The following is a 25,334-nucleotide window of genomic DNA, read 5'->3' as shown; positions in this document are numbered from 1 at the left end:
TTCTTTTCTATTTAATATTATTACTCAGGAATTAGCCACCAAAAAGGTTTCATTTTTGCTTTCCATAAAAAGGCATGGTGTAGCATTAATTTAAGCCAATGACCTGCTAGCCCAATAGAACCAAAGGTTTTTCCTAAATGGCGCCCATGACTATCTGGATATTTTACAAAATCTGGTACAATAGGGTAGGTTGTAATACTTACCCCGCTACCATTCCAAAAACCAAAACCAGCAGAAGCTATACAAGCAGCTCCCATGTTGCCCATAGAGCCTTTGTGGTGTAAAGTTTTGTCACCTTTTTTAATAGCATCAATTATATTATCGGCTACTAACTTAGCTGTAATTCCAGAGGGCATACCCGTTCTAGGAGGTGCAGGGAAAATATCTGTTCCGTTTTTACTTTTTCTAGGCTTTGAAATGGTGTGTGGTGGTGCAAATGCTATTCCTGGAGCAAAAATGTTTTTATAACTAGGGTTTTGATAGGTTTCAGGCCAATCTTGAATGGTCCATTCTTCATAAGGTTTAGGGGTGTAATCTGCATCTACAATCATGAAACCCCTAAAAAGCTTATTAGTAATATCTTGATTGTTTTTATCATAGGCTTTAAAACCATGTCCTGAAAATGCTGGAATTAACATGGCAAAATCAAAAGTTTCTACTTTATGTTCGCCTTCTAAATTTTCATAATAAGCTATACCATCTTCAATTTTATTTACTCCTGCTCCTAAAATCCATTTTATGTCTCTATCTTCAAAAATCATTTCTACTAGCTCGCTAGATTTCATAATCATATCACCATAGCTCATTAACATACCATCCATTCCAAAATCACCAAGGCTGTACTCGTTAGAAATCCAAGTAATTTCAGCCATATCACGTACTTTATGACGTTTCAATTCTTTTTCTACGTTTAAAATATATTCAAAAGCAGCTCCTTGGCATGTAGATTTTGCATGCCCTGTACCAATTAATATTTTGGCTTTTTTACCTTTTTTCATACTTTCAATTAAAGAACTTAATCCTTCCCAAGCATGATTGGCATGTGTGTATGTGCAAACTGAATAAGTTTTATTTTCGCCAGGTATTAAGCCTTCTGTGGCTTCAAAATTAAGTTTTGGTCCTGTGGCATTAATTAGGTAATCATATGTTACTTTTTCTTGTTGTCCTTTTTTTTCGCCAGTAACATACTCGGCTACAACATACGGTTTTTGTTCTTTTTTATCACCTTCTGGGTGAAATGTTACAGCTTTGGCTTGTTTGTAATTAATACCTTTTTTTTTGTACAGTGGTGCTAACGGAAATAATATTTTTTTAGATTTCATTCTGCCGACTCCCACCCAAATATTTGATGGAATCCATTGGTAATTACTGTTAGGAGAAACAACAATAACTTCGTGTTTTTTTGGTAGTTTTCTACGTAAATGTGTAGCAGCTACATGTCCTGAAATACCTGCCCCTAGAATGACAATTTTAGCCATGACCTTAATTTTTATTAAAGGTACTTAGCTTTTTTATAGTTAATGGTAACTTAGGTTACACAAGAAAAGGCCTTTATTTAGAGCTATTTTTTATTCATTTTAAAGTAAACTTTTTTTACAGCAATAAGTCCTAATATACCTCCTAAAGCAGACATCATGATATTAATAGTTAATCGTAAACCATTAAAATCTCCGTTGTTCATAATTGACCAAGGATCAAAACCTAATCTACCAAAAGTTTTAACAAGCAAAATGCTACCAAATACGCCAACTAAAGTATTTCCTGTAAGGCCAAAAGAATATTTCTTTTTGAAATGCCCTGTTAAATTCGCCCCAATAATACCTACAAAAACACTTATTAAAGAAATTAAAGTGCCTGTCATAATTTGGTGAGTTTTTAATTAATGTTCTCCGTAGCCAACATCATCCATCTTACCTTTAAAAACACGGTATTGAATGGTGAAATATGCAATTACTAAAATAACAGCAATAACAAACCAAGAAATACCAACAGATAATCCGTAGTCATCTGCAGCAACATTGTATAATGTTAAATCTGGATTAACATTATTTGTTGATGGTAAAACTTTAGGAAAAATTGATGCTACCGTAGATGTTAACCCTCCAAATAAAAACAAAGAAGAAAATAAGAATCCTTTTCCGTGTTTTTTAAATGATTTTACTTTAAATAACCCAAATAAACCGGTAAATGTAATGATTGGAAAAACCCATAGCCAAGGGTATTTAAAAAAATTATGGAATGGTTTTGGTTCTATAATATGCCAAATGAAAAGAGAAATAATAACTAATACTAATAGAACAAAACTAAGAGTGAAAACTACTTTCTTAAGTTTTTCGTTTAGGCCTGAGTTTGTTTTAAAAATAATCCAATTAGCACCATGTATGGTTAGTGCAATAACGCCAATAATTCCTAATAAAAGTGTAAACCAGTCTATGATGCCTAGTTGTTCGGTTTGCGGACTAAATGTAGGGTTCCACAATGGTAAAAAGAAATAATGAGCCTCTTGTGTAGAAACACCATTTACAACATTACCTAAATTAACACCTCTAACAACATTACCTAAAGCAATACCAAAAAATAAAGCAAGTAATAAGCTAGAAATTCCGAAAGCTTTATCCCAAATGCTTGCCCACATTTTGTTGTGTATTTGTCCTCTTAATTCTAAACCAATAGCTCTAAAAAGGAGTAACCACAAAATCATGATTAGAGGTAAATAAAAACCGCTAAAAGAGGAAGCATATAACGTAGGGAATGCAAAAAACAAGACGCCTCCAGCAGCAATCAGCCATACTTCGTTAGCATCCCAAAAAGGGCCTATAGCATTTGTAATGGCCTTTTTATCTTTTTCTTTTTTCGCAAAAAATAAATGAATAATGCCTGCGCCAAAATCGTAACCATCTAAAATTACATAAATGGCTAGCATGGTCATTAAAACGATATACCAAAATAATTCCATAATTAGTGTTGTTGATTTAGTTGTGGGCCTTTGTTAATTATTTTTCCTGCTAACATTAAAAACAGTAATCCTAAAAGTAAGTATAAGCCTATAAAGCCAAGTAGGGTAAATAATGTATTACCAGAGGAGACTGTTGGAGAAGCGCCTTCGGTTGTGCGCAGTAAATTATAAACTAGCCAAGGCTGTCTGCCTAATTCTGCGGTGTACCAGCCTGTTGTGTTGGCTATATAAGGAAATGGCAACATAAACATTAGTGCCCATAAAATCCATTTAGTTTTGTAAAGTTTTTTTCTGTAAAGTTGAATTGCAGCTAAAAGCATTAAACCAATAAAAATGGTTCCTAAGCCTACCATTATGTGATATGAATAATATAAACCAGGAATATTTGTAGGGTAATTTTTTTCATTAAATTCATTTAAACCTTTAATTTCTGCATTCCAATCTTGATAGGTTAAGAAGCTTAAAATATTAGGAACAGCAATTTTGTTGTCGAGTTTTTTTTCTAGCATGTTAGGTTGACCAATAAGAACAATTTCAGAGCCTCCGTCTTCCGTTTCAAAAATACCTTCCATAGCAGCAAAGGTTACGGGTTGGTGTTTTGCTACATTTTTAGCAGCCCAATCTCCGGTAGGAAAAGCAACAAGTACGCTAGATATTAAACCAAAAATAACCCCAGTTTTTACAAACAACTTTCCAAATTCACTGTGTTTATTATTTAAAATATAAAAAGCGCCAATGGCGGCAACTACAAAAGCTGATGTGATGATAGAGGCAAACTGATTATGTAAATAAGCAGGTAGTAACCAAGGGTTTGAAAAGAGTGCTCCAAAATTGTTTAGAACAAACTTTCCGTTTTCAACTATTTCATAACCAACAGGGTATTGCATCCATGAATGGGTAGCAATAATTAGATAACCACTGGCCCATGAACCTAAAAAGACTAAAAAGCCTGTAATAAAATGAAGCTTATGCCCTAATAATTTTTCGCCAAATAAAAAGAGTCCTAAAAAGGATGATTCTAAAAAGAAAGAAAACATACCTTCCATTGCTAATGTTTGTCCTATTACACCTCCTGTTAACTCTGAAAATTTAGCCCAATTTGTGCCAAATTGAAACTCCATTGGGATGCCTGTTACAACACCCATAGCAAAATTAAGTGCAAAAATTTTCATCCAAAATTTTGCCGCATCATTATACTTTTCAACCTTAGATTGTAAAAATTTCCATTTAAAATAGACTATCATTAAAGATAATCCCATGGTTAATTGCGGAAATAAGTAGTGAAAAGTGATAGTAAAAGCAAATTGCATTCTATCATAAAAGAGCATATCTTCCATAAAAAAACCTTTTTAGTTTTTTGTAAATTGTTTGTTGAGTTTATTGTATATAAAAATACATGATTTAGTATTTATAGACTATTTTAAATACTAGTTTTTATACTAATTTTATAGTAATATTCATTTTAATTTTAGATTTAACAGAGTTTGTTATTAAGCAGGCTTTTTCAGATTTTTCTAGAACTTTAATAGCCAGTGCTTTTTGGCTTTCATTAGAAATTGTTACTACGGGGTTTAAAATAACTTCACTCATTACAAACTTTCTATCTATCATTTCTAACTTACCTACTGCATCTGATTCAAAATCAATAAAATCAAGTTTAAAATTTTCAGCTACAGCTAAAAAGGTGGTCATTAAACAGCCGTTTATTGCAGCAACAAAGTAATGCTCTGGAGACCAAATATTGGCTTCGCCTTTAGGGAATTCTGGAGGCGTTGCAATGGTTATTTTTTCGTTTAGATTATTGGATGTAAGAATGCCATTTCGATTTTTGTTCCAATTTACATTTACTTGGTAGTAATGTTCTGTAGCCATAATATTGTTTTTTGGATGAAGCAAAATTATTGTCTTTTATTGAGGTTGCTTGTAACAAATATTACAGAAGAGGCTGTTAAAAATAACAGCCTCTTGAAAAATTAAATTATGAGAGTTTTTTAATTTTTTAAAACTTCTCCTAAAACCAAATCTTTATCTAGTTTTTTAGTGCAGAAAAACCAGTCTTCACATTTTAAATCGTCTGTACTTTCCATTCGTTCTTCAGCAACACCACATGAGCCGGCAGGAGAGATTATAACATCTTTTCCAGGTTCCCAATCGGCAGGGGTAGCTACATTAAATTTATCTGAAGTTTGCATAGCAATTAGTGCTCTATATATTTCGTCAAAATTACGTCCTAAACTTAAGGGGTAGTAAATAATGGCTCTAACGGTGCTTTCTGGGTCAATGAAAAACACAGCTCTCACCGCTTGTGTTTTGTGTTCTCCTGGTTGAATCATACCATATTTTTTGGCAACTTCCATTGTAATGTCTTCAATTAAAGGGAATTTAACCTCAATATTTTCCATGCCGTTGAATTTAATTTTGTCTTTTATGGTTCTTAACCAAGCAATATGGCTATATAATCCATCAACAGATAATCCAACTAATTTGCAATTGGCTTTTTTGAATTTATCTTCAAGATGAGCAAAGGTCATAAACTCTGAAGTACAAACTGGTGTAAAATCGGCAGGGTGACTAAATAAGATAGCTCATTCGCCTTTGTAGTCTGAAGGGAAGTTAATTTCTCCTTGGGTAGTTACTGCTTTAAATTCTGGTGCTTTGTCGCCAATTTTAGGCATTGAAAACCCGGTTTCTTTTGTTGTTTCTGAATTATTCATGATATATTACTATTAAATTAATTTATTGTAAATGTAGTTGTTAATAGTAATTCTCAATGTAACATGAGTTACCGTAAAGGTGTTTTTTAAAAGAAATTTATGTTGAAATTCTATATTGAATTACTTTTTAAGTGTTTTAATGAAGTTATCAAAAATAAGAAGTGATTACGTTTACAATATCATTTTTTTGAAGCACCCCAGATTGCCTCCACACTTGTTGTCCATTTTTAAACAATATGAGTGTTGGCACTCCTCTAACTTGATATTTGGCGGCTAAGGTTTGGTTTTTATCAACATCTATTTTAATGATGGAAACACGGTCTCCTAAACCATCTTTGACTTGTTTTAAAATAGGACTCATCATTTTACATGGACCACACCATTCTGCAAAAAAATCTACTAAAACAGGTTTGTCTTGATTTATTATTTCTGAAAATTTGCTCATACCTGACTTGATTTTATTTTTCAAAAGAAATACTCCAAATACCTCTTACCTCATTAATATTATACCCAACGGCTTTATCATTTGGGTATAAAGTGTTGATTTTGTTTAAGGTAGCTTTTTCTATAGTTTTATTAGGTTTGCCGTGGCACTGTAAACACATGTTGTTTGTAATAATAGGATAATATACATGTGCATTATTTTCTGTTTCTTTAACAATGGGTTGAGGTTCATCTCCTTTTGAAATTACTTGTTTAAAAGTATTAATGTAATTTAATTCTTCTAAATTTGCTTTATTGTTAGGATTTCTGGGTTTGTCAGAAACTCGTTTTATATTGGCTTTATGTACTATTGCCATACTGTCTGTTAAGGGGTAGGCTCTTTCGTTACAAAAGGATAGTGCTTCAATAGTTCCTTTTTTTTGTATGGTACCCATTAAGTTTTTGCCTAAAACAGCTTTGGTAGTAAGTGCATATTTTAATCCTCTATCGGCATATGGTAAGTTTTTAAAATTGGCTGTTGTTGGCTGTTTTGGCGTATTATTTTTATTGCTGCTTTTATACCAATTAGGTTGTTCTATTTCAAAATCATACAAATATTCGGCAATTTGTGCTATGGTTTTTTCTGGATAGTATTGTTTAGGCATTACTCCAAAACGTTTTACTTCATTAGGCATTTTTGCATTTTTTGAATTAGGATTTTTTATCCAATCTTGAATAGATGTTATAAAATCTTCCTTAGAAATATTATTAACCTTATAATGTTCTTTAATTGCAATCATAGGTGGGCCAATTCTATCTTGGTTACTAGCTGTGGGGCTATGACATAAATAGCAATTGGTTTCCATGAGTTTTTTTCCAGGATGATTATTAGTTTTATTTTGAATATCAAAAGCAGATAGTTTCTCTTTTTTTGAGTTATTGCAACTAAAAATCAATCCTGTAAATAAGAGTATTGCAAATAATTTATTCATTTAAAATCAATGTTTTTTGAATTATGATATTCATAACAATTAGTGTTTAATAAGGTAATAATTTTTAAAATTAAAATAATAGTAACTAAAGTAGAGTGACCTAGGTTACATATTTTAATATATAAAAAAAACAGCCGCAGTTTATCTGCGGCTGTTAAAACTAATTTAACTAAAACTAAATTGTTCTTAAATAAATTATATTAACCATTGTTAGTATCCTGGGTTTTGTAACAGATTATTGTTTAAATTTATTTGTGATGTAGGAAGTGGGAATAAATAGTTAGATCTTGAAAAATTACGGATAGAAGCTGGTTGAATAACCAAACATTCTCTGCTTTCTCCATTTCCTACAACCGTTGTTTCGGGAGTATAATTATATGATTCAGGGGAGTATAAGGCGTCATTATCTTCATAAATAGTACCTTCAATAACGGCTCCATAAACTGCTTCTCCAAGTTCATCCTCGGCAATTCCCCAACGTTTAAGGTCGGCAAATCTAGAAGCGCCTTCAGCGTAAAGTTCTATGGCTCGCTCCCTTCTTATTTCCGTTTGAATATCCATGTTGTGTTCGGCTAAAAAAGCATTGGAAATAGGTGGTAAACCGGCTCTGGCTTTGATTAAATTTATAGATTCGTCCATTTCGGTATCAGTAAGACTTCCGTTTAATTCATATAAAGCTTCAGCATACATTAAATATACTTCTGCTAAACGTATTAAAGGAATATCATAAGATTCGGTCTTTGTTGCTCTATAAGCATCGGTTGTTCCCCAGTTCCAGCTCATGAACTTTGAATTAAAGTAGCCATAATTAGTACCTCCATTCAATAGCACATCCCCATTCTGTGGGATTTCGCCAAGGGTTTGGTGATAGGTAAAATACGCCCGCATTCTAAAATCCCTATTTTCGAACTCATCTGGTGTATTTGTATAGCCTTTGAATTCGGTAGATTGGTCTATAGGTAATCCATCGGTGCATAAGAATAAATCTATCATTTTTCTACTAGGCTTCAATCTTCCTTCGTAAACATGGCTTACTAAAGTACCTGCTTGTCTGTATGTGAAATCGTATTTACCGTATAAAATAAACTCTTTATTGGTTGACTTGTCTAATCCAGCAGGGTTTGATCCACTATCTTCTAAATTAAACAAGAAATTGGAACTTAGATCATCCAAAACATCATTATAGTTCCATAACTCAAAAGAGCTGGAATTCATCACTGATTTTGTAAGGGAAACTACTTCTTCTAGATAAGGTGTAATGTTAGAGGCGTCATAGCCAGCGCTACCAGCACCGTTACTGATGCCATCACCATCTGTTGTAGTTCCTACATATTTCATCCAAGTAGCTTCATGTAATAAAACTTCTGCTTTAAAAGCCATAGCAGCTTCCTTGCTAAATTTACCTTTGTCTTCACTACCAATGTTGGCTTCATAAGGTAATCCTGCAATGGCATCATCCAAATCAGCTAAAATTTGGGCAACAACTTCATATCTACTATTTCGTGGACCATATAACTCTTCAGAATCTACATCTAAAGAGTGTGTTATTAAGGGTACGCCGCCAAAACGCTGTACTAAAAAGAAATACTGCCAAGCTCTATGCATTTTAGTAGCTGCTACATATTCCACGATGCTTTCCTCTCCGTCATAATCCTCTGCACGTTCCAATAAAAGGTTTATGTCTCGCAGATATTCATAAGTATCTGTATAATAATCATCATCTACGGGGGCTATAATTTCTCCCCTTGCATATTCCTGCATATCACTTCCTTCTTCATAACCAACTAAATCGGAGCCATGATCTGAAAATATCGGTTGATCATCCCACCCCATCAAGTAGGGATAGAATCTATTGGAACCTGTTAAAAAGTGATCAGCTTCAGTATAATAAACATCATCTGTGATGGAAGAAGGGGGTGTTAAGTCTATAAATTCATCTTCACAAGAGGTGAAGAATACCATAATACATGGTAATATTGTATATATTATTTTTTTCATCTGTATATTTTTTAATTTAAAAATTTATATATCTTATAGTGATACTTTTAGACCCAAAGCCCATGTTCTCATAAATGGATATGTAGCGTTATTTGTACCAGCACCAGCTTCAGGATCATACCCATCCTTAATACTTGTAAATTCAAATAAATCATTTCCAGAAAAATACAGCCTTAGATTATCGATATCTGTACCTCCAATTTTTAGACCTTTAAAATTATAACCTAGGATAAGTGATTTTAACCTGATGTACCTGTTGTTTTGCAACATAAAATCTTTATTAACATAATTCCATGATGTTACATTTCTTTGTGTAGTAGATCTAGGGTATGGTGCATTCGGATTATCGGGTGTCCATGTGGTACCTAGCCAAGTAGTTGCTTGATTTTGCCATATTTGCTGAAAAGGAGCTGAGAAGTATCCAGTTCTAAGAATATTTTGATCTAGAACACCTTGGAAAAAAGCGTTGAAATCCCAATTTTTATACTTTAAATCCATATTGAATCCATAGGTATAATGAGGTGCGCTATCGCCATGATAGGTTAGGTCGTCCGTATTAATAACACCGTCTCCATTGGAATCTACAATTCTAGTGTCTCCAGGAACTAAACCAGCAGCATTGTCTTGATCATATAGAATACTGTTGTCTTTACCTCCATAAAGTGCATAATATTCATCTACTTCTTCTTGTGTTTGGAAGTAACCATCTGTTTCGTATAAATAATAGGAGTTAATAGGTTTTCCTAAAATATTTTCATCATCATCTACATCATTTAAACCAGCTTGTATAGACTCTGCGCCATCGTATTTTATAATTTTATTTCTAGAATCACTCATATTAGCACTCACGCTAACATCTAAATCTCCAACTTTTCCTCTCCAACCTAATTGAATTTCCCATCCTTTGGTTTCTAAGGTGCCTGAATTGGTAACAGGAGCTCCGGTTCCAAGTAAATCGGGGTATACTAGGCTAACCAACATGTCTTTATTATCTTTTTTATATAAATCTATAGAACCGAATATATGATTATCTAATAACCTAAAATCTACACCAATTTCTTTAGTTATAATACGCTCCCAAGTTGTTGTGTCACTAAACAAGCTGCTGGCTCTGGTTGTTACTTGTTGCCCTGCATTGGTTTGACCAAAAACCGTAGTTCCAAAGCTAACTGTGGATAAGTAGCCAAAGTTACCGAAACCAGATGTACTACCTAATTCTCCATAACCACCCCTTAATTTTAAGAAGGAAATGATTTTGTTATCTTCAAGAAATTTTTCTGAACTTATAACCCAACCACCAGATGCACTAAAGTAATTGGACCATTTTTGTCCATCTGCAAATTTTGATGATCCGTCTCTTCTACCTTGGATTTCTAATAAATACTTGCTTTTGTAATCATAGTTGATACGTCCAATATACCCAAAAGCACCCCAGGTACTACCACCACCTTTTGTTGTGATATTTCCATCGGTTGAACCTAAATTTAAATCATAGACACCATAGTCTACAAAATTGGTTCTTTTGGCGTAAAGTCCATTGTTTTCGTTTTTTTCAGCTTCTATGGCTAATAACCCAGAAACATTATGATCTCCGAAAGAGTTATTGTAATTTAAAGTGGTTTTATAGTTTTTATAGACAATATTACCGGTTTCTTCCTCTATATAAGTGTTACTTTGATCGGTTATTGTGGTGGCGAGGTTACCATCCCAATCATATAAGGGGACAGACAATGTGTATGCTTGATCTTCGCTGTTTTGTTTGCTTATGGCATATGAGGCTGTAATATTTAAATGGTCAGTTATTTTATAATCTAATAGGGCAGCTATTTTAAACTGTTCATCGATTTCATTAGTACGACCTCCATCGATGACCTGTGCTACGGCGTTTCTTCTACCAGCAATATTTACACCTCCGAAAACAGAATAATACTGTCCATATTGGTTATAAGAAGGGAACAAAGGCGCATCATAGGTTGCGGCATCGCTTCCTAAACCTCCTGTAGGTCCTGAAATATGTCTGTGGAAATAAGAGACATTGGTGTTTAAGCTTAATCTATCAGAAATATTAACATTATAATTTAATGAAAAATTATACCTTTTTGAAGAGTCATCAGCTATTTTTAAACCACCCACATTTTCATCATAACCTGCAGAAATACGGAAATTACTTTTATCATTGCCACCAGATAAACTAAAATTGTGTTGATTAGAGTAAGAATTACCAAACATTTCATCAAATCTATTTCCTTCGGCTATCCATACTCTTCCGTTTATAGGTAGATCATAATAGCCTTCTTCTCCGGCTGCAATTCTTTCTAAGGTTTCGTAATTATCCCAAAAGAAATAACGAGGAGCTTTACCAGCAACCAAATCAGCATCTACGGCTTCAAGATATAATTGTCCATACTGTTCCATAGTTGGAGATGGAGGGCGAATACCTATAGTTCCCATGCGCATAATAGTACTAACATCAACTTTAATGTCACCTTTTCCTTTTTTAGTAGTCACCAAAATGACACCACCAGCGGCACGTGAACCGTAAACTGAAGCAGAACCGCCTTTTAGTACACTAATACTTTCAATGTCATTTGGATTCATATCTGTAAAAGAGGTAGTGTTTATGGCTGGGATACCATCAATAACTATAAGAGGGTCTATACCATTCACAGAAGAAACCCCTCTAACAGAAAAGTTTAGATCCTCATTCCCTGGTCTTGAAGATGTACGAGTAACTACTAAACCAGGAGTTCTACCTTGTAGCGCTAAGGCAGGACTTCCTGTTGCTATATCTTCAAAGACTTCTGATTTAACTTGTTCAACAGAACCTGTTAAAGTTTCCTTTTTTGCAGTACCATAACCTACTATTACAACTTCATCTAGCTGAGCAAGATCTGATTTTAGAGTTACATTAATTGTTGTTTGGTTACCTACAACGATTTCTTGAGTAACAAAACCAATATAAGAAAACACCAATGTAGCACCTACAGGAGCATTAATAGAATAATTTCCATCAAAGTCTGTAACAGCACCAGTAGATGTTCCTTTTACAAGAACATTCACTCCAGGAATCCCCATATTGTCATCTGCGCTAATAACGGTTCCTGTGATAGTATTGGTTTGTATAGCATCAGATTTTAATGTTGTGTTAACAGCATTTGCATCTGTTGGTAAAGCAGAAAGCACAAATGCTAAAATCCATAATAGACTTATGGAATTTCTCAGTCTGAACTGATAATGTCTAAGTTTAGTCATAAATTCTTAGTTTATAAAATTAATCATTAAGTTAATTTGAGTTATGCAAAATAGATAATCATTAAAACTCAATTCAATATTAAAAATTAAGAAGTTGGTTTTTGATAAATTATTATTCAAATGCTTTAAACTATTACTCATTTATAATTTTTCACATTATTATTTATGAATAGGGTGCTTGTTTTGTGTTTTGTTGTGGTTTTGGTAAATGACTAAAATTGAGAGATGTTACAAAAAATATGGTTTATTTATATAAAAAAGTTGATTGACTATTACATTAAACACTTCTTTTAAAAACTCGATTTTAGTACGGTAAAAGTTTAAAAAGTAATCTGTATAATGTTTGTGTTGATTCAATATAAGCAAAGAAAAAGGCTAATAAAACTACAAATGAGCTATAGTTTATAGTATTTGAATTATAATTTAATACTTGTATAGGGTTTAATTCATAAAATTGTATTGAATTTATTAAACATATTTTGTGGAATTATTAAAAAAATATTAATTCCGTTCAATTAATATTAAAAAACATAATAAAAAAACAATGAGTATAGTAAAACCTTCGTTAATTGCTGCATTATTTTTAATGTTAGCTTGTAATTCAACTAAAAAAGAAGTTTCTGTAAAGGAGGTGTCCGAATTTCAGTCAGAAAAAGTTTTACAATCTAATGTTACCAAAGTAAAAGAGGTTGCAAAAGCATTGACTGTTGCAGATAGTTTTCCAAGAAACATTAAAACCAATAAAACTAAGTGGGATTTTGTAGGTGTTAGAGATTGGTGTAGCGGATTTTGGCCTGGAGTTTTATGGTATGCTTATGAAGCTTCAAATGATACTGAATTAAAAGAGCAAGCTGAAAGATTTACAGAACCACTTAAAACAATAGCTTATTCACCAGCAGACAATCATGATATTGGTTTTATGGTTTACTGTAGTTATGGTAATGGTTATAGGTTAACTGGTAATGAAGCGTATAAAGAGGTCTTGCTATCTGCAGCAGATACATTGGCTACATTGTATAGCCCAAAAGTGGGTACTATTTTGTCATGGCCAAGTCAAAAACATAAATTTAAGTACAATACTATTATAGATAATATGATGAACTTAGAGCTTCTTTTTTGGGCTGCTAAAAATGGAAGTAATAAAGGATTATACGATATTGCTGTGAGTCATGCTGAAAAAACTATGAACCATATTGTACGTAAGGATAATGCCGTTTATCATGTAGGTTCTTTTGATGAAGAAACTGGCGAGTTTTTACGAGGATATACACATCAAGGTTATGCGCATGAGTCTATGTGGGCAAGAGGCCAAGGATGGGGTGTTTACGGGTTTGCTATGGCTTACAGAGAAACTGGTAATAAAGCATTTTTAGAAACCTCTGAAAAATTAGCAAATCATTTTTTAGATAGGTTGCCAGAAGATGGTATTCCTTATTGGGATTTTGATGATCCAAAAATTCCAGATGCGCCAAAAGATGCTTCGGCTGCTGCTGTGGTAGCTTGTGGGTTGTTTGAATTAGTTAATGTAGTTGAAGATGATGCTTTAAAAGCTAAGTATTTTAATGCTGCCAAAAAGTTGGTAGAAACCTTAAGTTCTCCTAAGTATTTAAGTGGAGATACAAATGATGCATTATTGTTGCATTCTACAGGACATTATCCTAAAAACTCTGAAATTGATGTGCCTATTGTTTATGCCGATTATTATTATATGGAAGCGTTGTTAAGATTAAAAAAGCTAGAGGAAAAAGGAGCAACAACAACAGTTGCTAAAAATTAAAATAGATTAGTTTAGAATTAGTTAAAAAAGCTCGTAGTATAATTTATTTATTACGAGTTTTTGTTTGCCAATTTGTTTGGTTAAAAATTATTATTAACAAAAAATCCGAGAAAGAATAATTTCAATCTCGGATTTTTTTAGTTTATTAAATTTATTACTTAAAATTTACTCATTTAAACTAACCTGTAAAGGATTGTTTATTTGCTTAGAGAACGTATTTAAGTAGTTTTCCCACTCAGTAGGTGTTGTATATTGATTAGCTTCTTTCCAAGCAAAACCAGCATAGTATACAACCTTGTTATTATTAACTTTTAAATGAGCATACGCATTGCTTAAGTCTTTTGCATTGGTATCATAAGTTTCAAAATCTATAAAGGTATGTTCTGGTGCAACAATGGCTAATCCTATTTCAGAATCGAAATGAGGTTCCCAATAGCTTACCCAACCGCGTTCAGTATTACCTGTTACATCACCGTCTTTTTCGTGTAAAGTTAATCCAGCCGAAATAGTATCAGTGCCTTCAATATGAGTAGTAAACTTAGATAGATTGTTACCCAAATCTAAACTAATAACTTTAGATTCTTTAATGGTTTTTCCGCCAGCATCCCAGGATTCGTATTCTAAATAAAAACTAGTACGAATAGGACCTGTAGTAATGGTGCGCCACTTAGTATAATTTTTAGAGAAATAATAAGTAGTATCTTGCTTTACGGCAATACCACCAACACCTCTACTAATTCCTACATGGAAATTATCTAAACCTTCAGGTGAAGGTTCATGGTAGGCGCCTGGTTTTTCTGTGTTTTTCTTATACCAATTGTTAATAATAGGGTATTCTACCTTTTTTAACCATGCGTCAACCCCGCTAGATAGTGTGCCTCCTGGTGTACCATCTTCAACCATTTTTTGGGCTACAGGGCCATAAACACGAAAAGCTACTTTGTTGTTTTCCCACGTATAATCATCTGTACGTTCTGGTACAAACCTAGAATAACAAAGCGTATCGGCTTTTGGTTTTTCGGCTTCTGTAATTGTTACTATGTTAAAAGTTTTTTCAGAATTAGCAGCAATTACAGGTTGAAATAATATTTCATCCATAATACCATCGCCATCATTATCTACAGTTTGAGTAACTTGTAACTTACCACTTTCAGCATCTTTAATGCCAATTGTGTTTAGGTCTTCAACCTTTAAAAATGACTTTGTTAGCTCAACAGTTTCAGAAGTTCTTTCAAAATCTAAGGTGTTTTTAATTACAATAGATTTTAAATTTTCTTTTTGGTTACAAGAAGAAAATATAGCAGCACACACAAGGCATACTATCCATAGGGTTTTATTCATAATGTATTGATTTTTAATTAATCTTCGTTTGAAGGTTTTCCAATGGTTGCTAAAATACCACCATCTACATAAATTACCTGACCGTTAACAAAATCACTGGCCTTTGAACTTAAAAATACTGCAGCTCCTTCTAAATCGCTTGGGTCTCCCCAGCGTGCTGCAGGTGTTCTGTTAATAATGAAATCGTTAAACGGATGTCCGTCTACTCTAATTGGTGCTGTTTGGCTTGTAGCAAAGTAACCTGGGCCAATACCATTAGCTTGAATATTGTATTTTGCCCATTCTGTAGCCATATTTTGAGTAAGCATTTTTAAGCCTCCTTTGGCAGCAGCATAAGCTCCAACGGTATTTCTACCAAGTTCACTCATCATTGAGCAGATGTTTATAATTTTTCCGCCGCCTCTTTCAATCATTCCTTTTACAACTGCTTTAGAAACAATAAAAGGAGCTACTAAATCTACTTGAATTACAGCATTAAAATCTTCAACCTCCATTTCAACTAAAGGCGTTCTTTTTATAATACCTGCGTTGTTAATAAGGATATCAATAGGGCCTATTTCTTTTTCAATTTTCTCAACAGCTTCAATGACTGCTTTTTCATCGGTAACATCAAATACAAAACCATGGGCGTCAAGTCCGCAAGCTTTATATTCTTCTACAGCACTTTGAAGTTTATCTTCAGAATAATTATTAACAACAATGGTTGCTCCAGCATTTCCTAATCCTTTTGCCATTGCCATTCCTAATCCGTGAACAGCTCCGGTAATTAAGGCAACTTTTCCTTTTAAATCAAATAAGTTTTGTGACATAATATGTTTTGGTTTTTTATTTTAGTTCGTTTATTTTACAATGATCCATATCTCCGTAGTCTAAGTTTTCACCAGCCATTCCCCAAATAAATGTGTAGTTGCTTGTACCAGAACCAGAGTGTATAGACCATGCTGGAGAAATTACAGCTTGATGGTTTTGCATCCAGATGTGTCTGGTTTCTTGAGGTTGCCCCATAAAATGACATACTGCTTGATCTTCTGGAACATCAAAATAGAAATATACTTCCATTCTTCTGTCATGTACGTGTGCAGGCATTGTGTTCCATACGCTACCAGTTTTTAACTCTGTCATACCCATTTGTAATTGGCAAACATCAACAACACTGTTTACAATGTATTTTCTTAGGGTTCTTGCGTTTGCAGTTTCTGGTGCTCCTAACTGAACAACTTCAACATCATCAATTCCTATTTTTTTATTAGGGTATTCTTTATGAGCAGGTGTAGAGTTTAAGTAGAACAAGGCAGGTTCGTTAGCCGATTTACTTGTAAAGGTTATCTCTTTGTTGCCTCTACCAACGTATAAAGCTTCTCTGTTGTTTAATTCATACTCTGTACCATCAACATTTACGGTTCCAGAACCTCCAATATTTATAATCCCTAATTCGCGTCTTTCAAGAAAGTAATCTGCTTTTAGCGGATCAATAGCTTCTAACTTTAAAGAAGATTTAACAGGAACAGCACTTCCAGATATAAACCTGTCATAATGAGAGTAAACTAAGTTTAGTTCATCTGGTTGCATTAAATTGTCAATTAAAAATTCGTCTCTTAATCTAGTTGTGTCGTATGATTTAACATCTTGTGGAGATGCTGCATATCTTACTTCATAATTGTTTTTCATGATATTTAGCTTTTGTAAATTTTAATTCAATTTTTGATAAGAAAAAAACTGTGTAAATATATGAAAAAATATCCAAATACAATCGATTGTATTTTATTATATTTGTAATCGTAAAACTAAACTTTTTAACTTGAATTTTGAATAATAAGCCAACAATACACGACATTGCTAAAGCTTTGGGTATTGATAGTTCTACGGTTTCTAGAGCTTTAAATGATAGTCCGCGAGTAACAAAAAGTACTAAAGCTAAAATTTTAGCAAAGGCCCAAGAATTAGGTTACCGGCGTAATATGCTGGCCTCTAATTTACGTAAAAATGTAACCAATACTATTGGGGTGGTGGTTCCTAGAATATCGCGTCATTTTTTTTCGTCAGCAATACAAGGTATTGAAGAAACAGCTTATTTGGCAGGTTATAATGTTATAATCTGTCAATCTTTAGAGCAGTTTGAACGCGAAAAGAAAATAATTGAAGGGTTAGTTGCTAATAGAGTAGATGGTTTGTTGGTTTCAGTTTCAATGGAAACCTTAAATTATAATCATTTAGAAGTGGCTAAAAAAAGCAATATTCCGCTTGTTTTTTTTGATAGGCATTGTAACCTGCCGGGGTATAGTAGTGTTCTAATAGATGATTTTAAGGGAGGATTTGATGCCACTGAGCATTTAATAATTAAAGGTTGTAGAAATATAGTGCATTTTTCTGGGCCTCAAGAATTAGAAATTTACAAAAACAGATTTAATGGTTATAAAGCAGCACTAGAAAAACACAAAATTCCATTTAAAAAAGAATTGGTTATAACTTCTAGGTTAATGGAACAAGATGGTTATAGTAACATGCAAAATGTTTTAGATAGTAAACAAACTGTTGATGGTGTTTTTTCTGCAAATGATGTTGCAGCTATTGGGGCTATGAAATATATTAAAGAACAGCAAATAAAAATACCAGATGAAATTGCAATAGTAGGCTTTAGTAATGAGCCTATTTCAACGGTTATAGAGCCGTCATTAACAACAATAGATCAGTCTGGTTTAGAAATTGGAAAAATAGCAACACGTTTATTGTTAGAATATATTGTAAAAAAAGAAATACCAGATAAAGGACAAACCATTACCCTAGCAACAAGCTTAATAGAAAGAAATTCATCAAAAAAAACTTGAAGCTAGATTTTTATAGTTGAACTTTAGCCTTTGTATAATTTTTTAAATTCTCATTATAATAGTTATATTTTTTGTTAATTTAAGTCTGTTAAATAAGGCTTGTATAATTAACATTGTAAGTTTAATTTAATAATACTCTAAAAAATAACTAATAGTTTTAAATAGAAATGCTTTTAAAAAAATACATTATTGCTGTATACTGTTTAGTAGCTAATTTGTGCTTTAGTCAGTTTAAAAACTTAAAGTTTGAAAATTTAGATACATATAACGGTCTGTCAAGTAGTACGTGTGTTGAAATATTTCAAGATAAAGAAGGCTTTTTATGGTTTGGAACTATTGATGGGCTTAATAAATATAACGGTTATGAATTTGAAGTTTTTAGATCTATTTTAAATGATTCTACTTCTATAAGTAATAATAGAATAAATGCAATTGAAGAAGATAATCAGGGTAATTTATGGGTAGGCACAACTAACGGATTAAACTTATTTAATAAGCAAACCAATAAGTTTACTAGAATTAACTTATATGGCAGGTTATCATTACCTTCTAGTTCGCAAAAAATTATTAATGATTTATTATATGATGGAATTAGCAATACCTTATGGGTAGCAACCAATATTGGTGTAATAAAAATAATGCTAAGCGATTATATAGCAAATGAAGAAAACTATAAATTCTCATACTATATAAATGATGAATCTAATATAAACTCTATAGATAATAACAGTGTTAATGTTATAACAAAAGATGAAAATAACGACATCTGGATAGGTACTAATGGAGAACATCTAAATAGATACAATGCTAAAAAGGATAATTTTGATAGAGTTTACATTAAGAAAGAAGAACCTTATGAGTTAAACCATATACCAAAAAAAGTTTTTATAGATACCGATGGCGATTTTTGGATAGGAAATGACCTTTCTAATTTAATTTTATGGAATAGAAAGCGTAATACTTTTAAGCATATTAGGTTGGCAAAAAAAAGAGTTCCAATTTATGATATTTATCAAGACAAAGAAGGTTTGTTTTGGGTGTCTACAGATGTGTTTGGATTGTATTTATTTGAGAAAAATAACGGTAAAGCAGAACTAAAACAACACATCTTAAATAATCATTCAGATCCTTTCTCACTCCCTAATAATAAGCCAACCAAAATAATAGAAGACAGAAGTGGTGTTTTTTGGATTGGGAGCTATGATAAGGGGGTAAGTATGTTAGATCTCTCTAACTCATTTGGGCACTACTATTATCAGCCTAATACACCTAATGGCTTAAGTCAAAAAACAGTACAATCTGTTCTGCAAGACTCTAAGGGTAGAATTTGGATTAGCGCTTATACAGGAGGGCTTAATCTTTTTGACGAGGAAACGCAATCTTTTAAACACTATTCAAGTAACCCTAATAACCCTAAGGGGCTTAGTTCAAATAAAATCTTATATACTTTTGAAAGTCATGATGGCTACATATGGGTATGTACTTTAGATGGTGGAGTGAATAAATTTAATCCAGAAACTGGTACTTTTCAATCTTTTTTACATGATGATAAAAATCCATATTCTATAGGCCAAAGTTCTGTATGGACTGGAGTTGAAGATTCTAAAAAAAGAATATGGTTTGGTTTAAGAACAGAAGGTATTAGCCTTTATGACCCTAAAACAAAACGTTTTACAAACTATAAAAATGAATATAATAAAGAAAATGGTTTAATTAGTAATGCCATTATTTGCTCGTTTATAGACTCTAAAAACCGCCTTTATATAGGAACTTCACTTGGGTTAAATGTGGTAGATTTAAATAATTTAGAAGCATATATTCCTGAAAACATTGATTTTAAACTGGTTAAAGAAAAAGGGTTAGATGGCGCAGGAATAAATTATGTTACAGAAGACCATAATGGTAATATTTGGGTAGGTTCAGATAATGGAGTTTACAAGCTTAATTCAGATTTAAGTTTAGTAAAATCATATTCTTCTAAAAATGGTTTACCAAATAATTTGGTGGTTGGTATTCAAGAAGACGATAATTATAATTTATGGATAGCTACTAAAGGAGGGCTATCTATGTTAAACCCAGACACGCATCAGTTTAAAAATTTCAATGCTCATGATGGCTTGCAAGGGCCAGAATTTCAAAGTAAATCTATATATAAAACCAATAATGGACGCATTATTGTTGGAGGAATAAATGGCTTTAATATTTTCCATCCAAACGAAATTGTTTTGCCAGAATCGGTAGATATAAAACCTCAAATAACTAAATTTAAGTTAAACAATAGGCTTATTGTTGCCGGCGATTCTTTAAACGGTAGGGTACTTTTAAATAAAGGAATATCTGAGGTAAAAGATATAACCTTAAAATATGATGAAAACTATATTTCATTTGAGTTTGTTGGACTTTATTTAGAAAATCCAGAACGAGTTCAGTATGCATACAGAATGAAAGGACTTGATGATGAATTCATAAATATAGGCTCTAATAGAGTGGTAAATCTCTCAAATTTAGAGTCTGGTAGTTATACTTTTGAAGTTAAAGCATCAACTAACGGCAAGTGGGATGAAGCTCAAACAACATCTGTAAATGTTAAAATATTACCACCAATATGGCGAACATGGTGGGCTTATTTAATTTATTTTGTGATAGGTGCTTTGGTTTTTTGGCTTATAATGTACTACTATACTTTAAAAGTGCAAGAAGAACAAAAAAGAGAGTTAGACCAAATGAAACTCCAATTTTTTGTTAATGTATCTCATGAATTTAGAACACCTTTAACGCTTATTTTAAATCCTGTTGATAAAATCTTATCAAGTTTTAACAATGATCCAGAAGTAGTGAAAACATCAGCGCTTTCAATTCAACGTAGTGCAAGGCGTTTGTTACATTTAGTAAATCAATTACTAGATTATAGAAAAATGGATGTAGGAAAAGCCCCAGTGCAATTAGAAAAGGGTGATATTGTTAAGTTTGGTCAAGATATATTTTCACTATTTAAAGGTTTGGCATTTAAAAAAGAAATAAATTATATTTTTAAATGTTCGCCACAAAAAATTGTAGCACTTTTTGATTTTGATAAAGTAGAAAAAATCATAACCAATTTAATTTCTAATGCCATTAAGTTTACTAATGGAGGGGGTGATATAACAGTTTCAATTAATAAAATAGAGCCTAATAAAAGAAAAGCAAAGTATATGCTTTCTAAAAAAGGGAAATTAGAAGATTATGTTGAAATAATAGTAGAAGATACCGGTGTGGGGCTAGATAAAGATCAACTAAAAAGTATTTTTTCAAGGTTTTATAATCTAGATCCAACCAAAACAGGTACCGGAATAGGGCTTAACTTTACTAAAGGTTTAGTAGAGTCTCTTGGAGGAGAAATATTTGTTGAAAGTAAACCTAAAAAAGGAACAAAATTTACTGTTAAATTGCCTCTAAATTTAAATGCTAAACCAGACAAGGTAGAAAATATTAAAAATGAATTCTTGATAAACTCTATGAAAGCAGTAGAGTATGATATGTTAATATCTAATGATGATATAATGCAAGACTCCAAAAGCAATGAAACTAATACATCAGAAAAAGATAATGTTAAAAAACCAACGTTGCTTATTGTAGAAGATAATAAAGAGTTAAGAGTACATTTAAGTAATGACCTTAAAAAATCATTTATAGTTAAGGAAGCTGTAAATGGAGTGGATGGTTTATTGCAAGTAAAAAAACACCTTCCAGATATTGTTATAAGTGATGTAATGATGCCTAAAATGGATGGTTTTGAATTGTGTCAAAAAATTAAATCAGAGTTTGAAACTTCTCACATCCCTGTTATTTTATTAACAGCCAAAACACAAGTTGAAGACAGAATTGAAGGTTATGAACACGGGGCAGATGGGTATTTGTCAAAACCTTTTGTAACTAGTGTTTTAAAAGCCAGAATTAATAATTTATTAGAATCTAAAAAAAGATTAAGAAAACGCTATTCTGAAATAGGAGGTGTTTTTCCATCTAGTGAGGTTACTACAAATAATTTAGATGAAGTGTTCTTAGATAAAGTAACTAAAGTAATCTTAGATAATGTTAGCGATGTAGATTTTAAACAAGAACAATTGCTAAAAGAAATGAATATTGGTCGCTCACAATTTTATAGAAAGATAAACTCTTTAACAGGTAGTAATCCAAGTAATTTTATAAGAACCATAAGGCTTAGATATGCTTCAGAGTTATTGCTTAAAAATGGGCATTCTATAAAAGAAGTTACACATATGGCTGGTTTTAACTCTACGGCATATTTTAGTAAAACTTTTAGAGAGCTTTTTAATGTAACACCTAGTCAATTTATAGAGCAAAATAAGGCAGCACACAAGTAAAATCTTCATAGTGTCTGTCTTTGATATAAATTACAATTACATCTTTGTTTTAAATAATTAGTAAAAATTCGCTAAATTATCAGTTAAATAATAGTTAAAAAAATAGTGATTTTAAAGAATATATTGTTTTGTTATTATTTAATGTAAATTATTGCTCTTTTGTTAAAAATATGCTCAAATAGTTATATTTTATAGTGAAAAGGACAATAATTTATCTTTAAAGAACTATAATTTATATCACCAATAGCTCTTCTTTTTTAAGTTTGTCTTAAATTATTGTTAAAAACTACCGTCAACTTTTTTCAGTTTTTAAGAATAAGTAATACTAACAATCAATCTAAATAATTCTAAAATTAATAATTAAGTATGGCAAAACAAATGAAGCACAAAAAGGTTGTGATTATGTTGTTCATAATTATAGCTGCTTTTGGATGTAAACCAGATCCACTTGAATATGCTCGTCCAGACAATTTAGTAGGGACAATTTACCCGCAGTTAGAAGCGTTAGGCACGTTTAACTACTACTTGCAAGCCTTAGATCAGACTTCTTATAAAGAGCCTTTAACAAAAGGAGGGTCTTGGACCATATTTGCTCCAACAGACGAAGCTTTTGAAGAATTTATGCAAGCTGAAGGATATGGCTCTTTTGATGCTATTCCTGCAGAAAGAATTGAGGATATCGTAAAATACTCAATAATAATTGATGCTTGGAACACCACTACACTAACCTATTATAGTAGTGGTTTTTATGAGGGTAATGCTTTTAAAAGAAGAACTCAGTACCAAGATCCTGTTAAGGTTATTGATGCTGCAGATTATCCTCATTTAATGGAAGAACCAGAACCAGGTACATATCCAATAGATACAAGTAATGGCAGAATAAAACCTGTATGTTACTTCCTAGACTCATATTTTGATGTAAAAGCATCAACAGAAACATCTGATTATGACTATATGTTTCCTGGAGAGCAATTTAATGAAGGTGATATGAAGGTGTTTGAAGCTAATGTAGAACAAGCCAATATTATTGCAGAGAACGGAATGATATATGCCTTAGATAAGGTAATAGAGCCAAGAAAAAACCTTTATCAAAACCTTTCTTCTGAAGAATATGAAGGAAAGTATTCTATGTTTAAAAAAATATTAGAGCGTTTTGCAAAAATAAATGAAGTTGGTGAGGAAGAAAATCCTGAGACAGGTGAAATAGAAACCATTTATAGGTTAAGTTTTGCTACAGGTGTTGCAGAAAACTTGTTGCCTTATAATCCAGATGACGAAAATTTCCCAAAGTTACTTAGTAATGTTGATAGAACTTTAGCTAATGCAACTGGGTTGTTAGTGCCAACCAATGATGCGCTTCAAAGTTATTTAGATGGTAATAGCATACTAGGGCAATTTTATAATTCATATGACGATATGCCTCTAGATGTATTAGGGAAATTTATAAAACCATTTTTCTTTACTAATTTCTGGGATATTTGTCCAAGTAACTTCGGGCAATCATATGACGTCTCTTTAAATTTAGTTGATTACAAAGAAGAAGATGTTGTAGATAAGAAATTTTGTAGTAATGGTTTCTTTGTAGGAATTAATACTGTATACACTAATAATAGTTTTGGGTCTACTATGGGGCCACTATTGTTAGATCCAGATTATACAATTATGCTTAAAGCAGTACAAGAGTTAGGTATTGACCAGGCATTGCAAAGTCAAGGAATTAACTTCTCTATTTTTGGAATTAAAAACCATGAATTTCAAAATATTGCAGATCCAAATAGTGCAACCAGAAAAATATCTATTGTAGATTTTGAACCAGATTTATCGGTAATATACATGCAGGTTGAAGGAGATCCTGTTGAGGCTAACAATCGTATATACCCAGATCCAAATACTTCTAGCCCAAGTTCTTCAGATATTACTTACGTAATGACAACATTAAAAGATATAGTGTTGAACCAAATTGTTGAAGAAAAAGTAGATTTTAACTCTAATAACTATTATGAAACTAAAAGTGGTGAGTTTATTTATGCTTCTGGAGGAAAAATAGCTGGTGGAGGAGATATACTTAATGGTAATCAGGTAGATGTTGTCTCTGTGAGAGAAACAGATAATGGTCAGTTTTATGAAATGAGTGGCCCTATTGAGCGTCCGCTACGTTTTACCTATGGAGCTATGACAGACTACCCTAGTAGTTTTGCAAACTTTATTGCCGTATTAGAAGGGGCAGATGCTCTTTTAGATATAGCAGGTTCAGATGATAAATTAATAAACTTCTTAAACTTACAAAAATCGTTCACGTTGTTAGTTCCTAACAATGAAGCAATAGACCAAGCTGTGGCAGATGGTGTTATACCAAATCCAGACCCAAGTTATTTATCATCTTTAGATGATTTAGGTCTTGCAATTGCTAAGAAAGAACTTTTAGATTTTGCTAAAAAGCATTTTATACAACAAGCAATTCCTGCTGATGGAAGAGTAACAGGAACCTTTCCTTCAATGTATTACAGTAGAGTAGTAGATTTTGTACCTGTTTATGATGAGTTTGTTGTTGAAAATGATAAAGCAACTTCATCACTTACGCTTACCAACACAGAAACAAATGAAAGCGTGTCTACTAGTGGAATCTCAAATCTCTTATCTAAAAAGGTAGTAATTCACGAAATAGATAATTATATAAAATAACTAACTAACA

18 protein-coding genes are annotated in these 25,334 nt (G+C 32.3%); 4 read left to right on the top strand and 14 right to left on the bottom strand.

Annotation, left to right across the window (positions count from 1 at the left end; all coding sequences use genetic code 11):
* Positions 1–20: 20 nt before the first annotated feature.
* From J1D01_RS08380 to J1D01_RS08330, 11 genes are all read right to left on the bottom strand, one after another.
* Positions 21–1,478, bottom strand: coding sequence for an NAD(P)/FAD-dependent oxidoreductase (locus J1D01_RS08380; protein WP_421150508.1), 1,458 nt, complete (start codon positions 1,476–1,478; stop codon positions 21–23).
* Positions 1,479–1,561: 83 nt separating this feature from the next.
* Positions 1,562–1,861, bottom strand: coding sequence for a hypothetical protein (locus tag J1D01_RS08375; RefSeq protein WP_372936421.1), 300 nt, complete (start codon positions 1,859–1,861; stop codon positions 1,562–1,564).
* Between the two features lie 18 nt (positions 1,862–1,879).
* On the bottom strand, positions 1,880–2,956 hold the full coding sequence (gene cydB / locus J1D01_RS08370; RefSeq protein ID WP_421150507.1) for a cytochrome d ubiquinol oxidase subunit II: 1,077 nt from the start codon (positions 2,954–2,956) through the stop codon (positions 1,880–1,882).
* Positions 2,957–2,958: 2 nt separating this feature from the next.
* Complete coding sequence (locus J1D01_RS08365; protein WP_421150506.1) at positions 2,959–4,293, bottom strand: cytochrome ubiquinol oxidase subunit I; 1,335 nt, start codon at positions 4,291–4,293, stop codon at positions 2,959–2,961.
* A gap of 97 nt (positions 4,294–4,390) precedes the next feature.
* Positions 4,391–4,828: an OsmC family protein gene (locus J1D01_RS08360; RefSeq protein WP_421150505.1), complete on the bottom strand. Its 438-nt coding sequence runs from the start codon at positions 4,826–4,828 to the stop codon at positions 4,391–4,393.
* A gap of 119 nt (positions 4,829–4,947) precedes the next feature.
* On the bottom strand, positions 4,948–5,538 hold the full coding sequence (locus J1D01_RS08355) for a peroxiredoxin (protein ID WP_421150562.1): 591 nt from the start codon (positions 5,536–5,538) through the stop codon (positions 4,948–4,950).
* Between the two features lie 3 nt (positions 5,539–5,541).
* On the bottom strand, positions 5,542–5,670 hold the full coding sequence (locus J1D01_RS08350; RefSeq protein WP_421150504.1) for a hypothetical protein: 129 nt from the start codon (positions 5,668–5,670) through the stop codon (positions 5,542–5,544).
* Between the two features lie 148 nt (positions 5,671–5,818).
* Complete coding sequence (trxA, locus tag J1D01_RS08345) at positions 5,819–6,115, bottom strand: thioredoxin (protein ID WP_372936431.1); 297 nt, start codon at positions 6,113–6,115, stop codon at positions 5,819–5,821.
* A gap of 13 nt (positions 6,116–6,128) precedes the next feature.
* Complete coding sequence (locus tag J1D01_RS08340) at positions 6,129–7,085, bottom strand: c-type heme family protein (RefSeq protein WP_421150503.1); 957 nt, start codon at positions 7,083–7,085, stop codon at positions 6,129–6,131.
* A gap of 210 nt (positions 7,086–7,295) precedes the next feature.
* Positions 7,296–9,083 (bottom strand): RagB/SusD family nutrient uptake outer membrane protein, encoded by a 1,788-nt coding sequence (locus tag J1D01_RS08335; RefSeq protein WP_421150502.1) that lies wholly within the window; start codon positions 9,081–9,083, stop codon positions 7,296–7,298.
* 33 nt (positions 9,084–9,116) lie between these two features.
* Positions 9,117–12,335, bottom strand: coding sequence for a SusC/RagA family TonB-linked outer membrane protein (locus J1D01_RS08330; protein WP_421150501.1), 3,219 nt, complete (start codon positions 12,333–12,335; stop codon positions 9,117–9,119).
* A gap of 544 nt (positions 12,336–12,879) precedes the next feature.
* Between J1D01_RS08330 and J1D01_RS08325 the strand changes: the two genes are divergently transcribed.
* The gene (locus tag J1D01_RS08325; protein WP_421150500.1) at positions 12,880–14,112 is read left to right on the top strand and encodes a glycoside hydrolase family 88 protein; all 1,233 of its coding nucleotides are present in this window, start codon (positions 12,880–12,882) and stop codon (positions 14,110–14,112) included.
* 165 nt (positions 14,113–14,277) lie between these two features.
* Here J1D01_RS08325 and J1D01_RS08320 read toward each other — a convergent pair whose 3' ends face one another.
* Genes J1D01_RS08320 through kduI form a run of 3 tightly spaced genes read right to left on the bottom strand, consistent with a single transcriptional unit; the run spans position 14,278 to position 17,121 of the window.
* On the bottom strand, positions 14,278–15,453 hold the full coding sequence (locus J1D01_RS08320; RefSeq protein WP_372936441.1) for a DUF4861 family protein: 1,176 nt from the start codon (positions 15,451–15,453) through the stop codon (positions 14,278–14,280).
* Between the two features lie 17 nt (positions 15,454–15,470).
* On the bottom strand, positions 15,471–16,262 hold the full coding sequence (locus J1D01_RS08315) for a gluconate 5-dehydrogenase (protein ID WP_372936443.1): 792 nt from the start codon (positions 16,260–16,262) through the stop codon (positions 15,471–15,473).
* Between the two features lie 16 nt (positions 16,263–16,278).
* Positions 16,279–17,121 (bottom strand): 5-dehydro-4-deoxy-D-glucuronate isomerase, encoded by an 843-nt coding sequence (kduI, locus tag J1D01_RS08310; RefSeq protein WP_372936445.1) that lies wholly within the window; start codon positions 17,119–17,121, stop codon positions 16,279–16,281.
* A gap of 137 nt (positions 17,122–17,258) precedes the next feature.
* On the opposite strand from kduI, the gene J1D01_RS08305 reads away from it, so the two are divergent.
* From J1D01_RS08305 to J1D01_RS08295, 3 genes are all read left to right on the top strand, one after another.
* Positions 17,259–18,278, top strand: coding sequence for a LacI family DNA-binding transcriptional regulator (locus J1D01_RS08305; protein ID WP_372936448.1), 1,020 nt, complete (start codon positions 17,259–17,261; stop codon positions 18,276–18,278).
* A 167-nt stretch (positions 18,279–18,445) separates the two neighbouring features.
* A complete protein-coding gene (locus J1D01_RS08300; protein WP_421150499.1) occupies positions 18,446–22,642 on the top strand; it encodes a hybrid sensor histidine kinase/response regulator transcription factor in 4,197 nt (1,398 codons plus the stop codon).
* A gap of 402 nt (positions 22,643–23,044) precedes the next feature.
* On the top strand, positions 23,045–25,324 hold the full coding sequence (locus tag J1D01_RS08295; protein ID WP_421150498.1) for a fasciclin domain-containing protein: 2,280 nt from the start codon (positions 23,045–23,047) through the stop codon (positions 25,322–25,324).
* Positions 25,325–25,334 lie beyond the last annotated feature (10 nt).

Origin of the sequence: Seonamhaeicola sp. NFXS20 (assembly GCF_049132085.1) — a bacterium.
Taxonomy (GTDB): Bacteria; Bacteroidota; Bacteroidia; order Flavobacteriales; family Flavobacteriaceae; genus Seonamhaeicola.
Note: the sequence above shows the minus strand (reverse complement) of the source record. Positions and strands in the feature narration are given on the sequence as shown.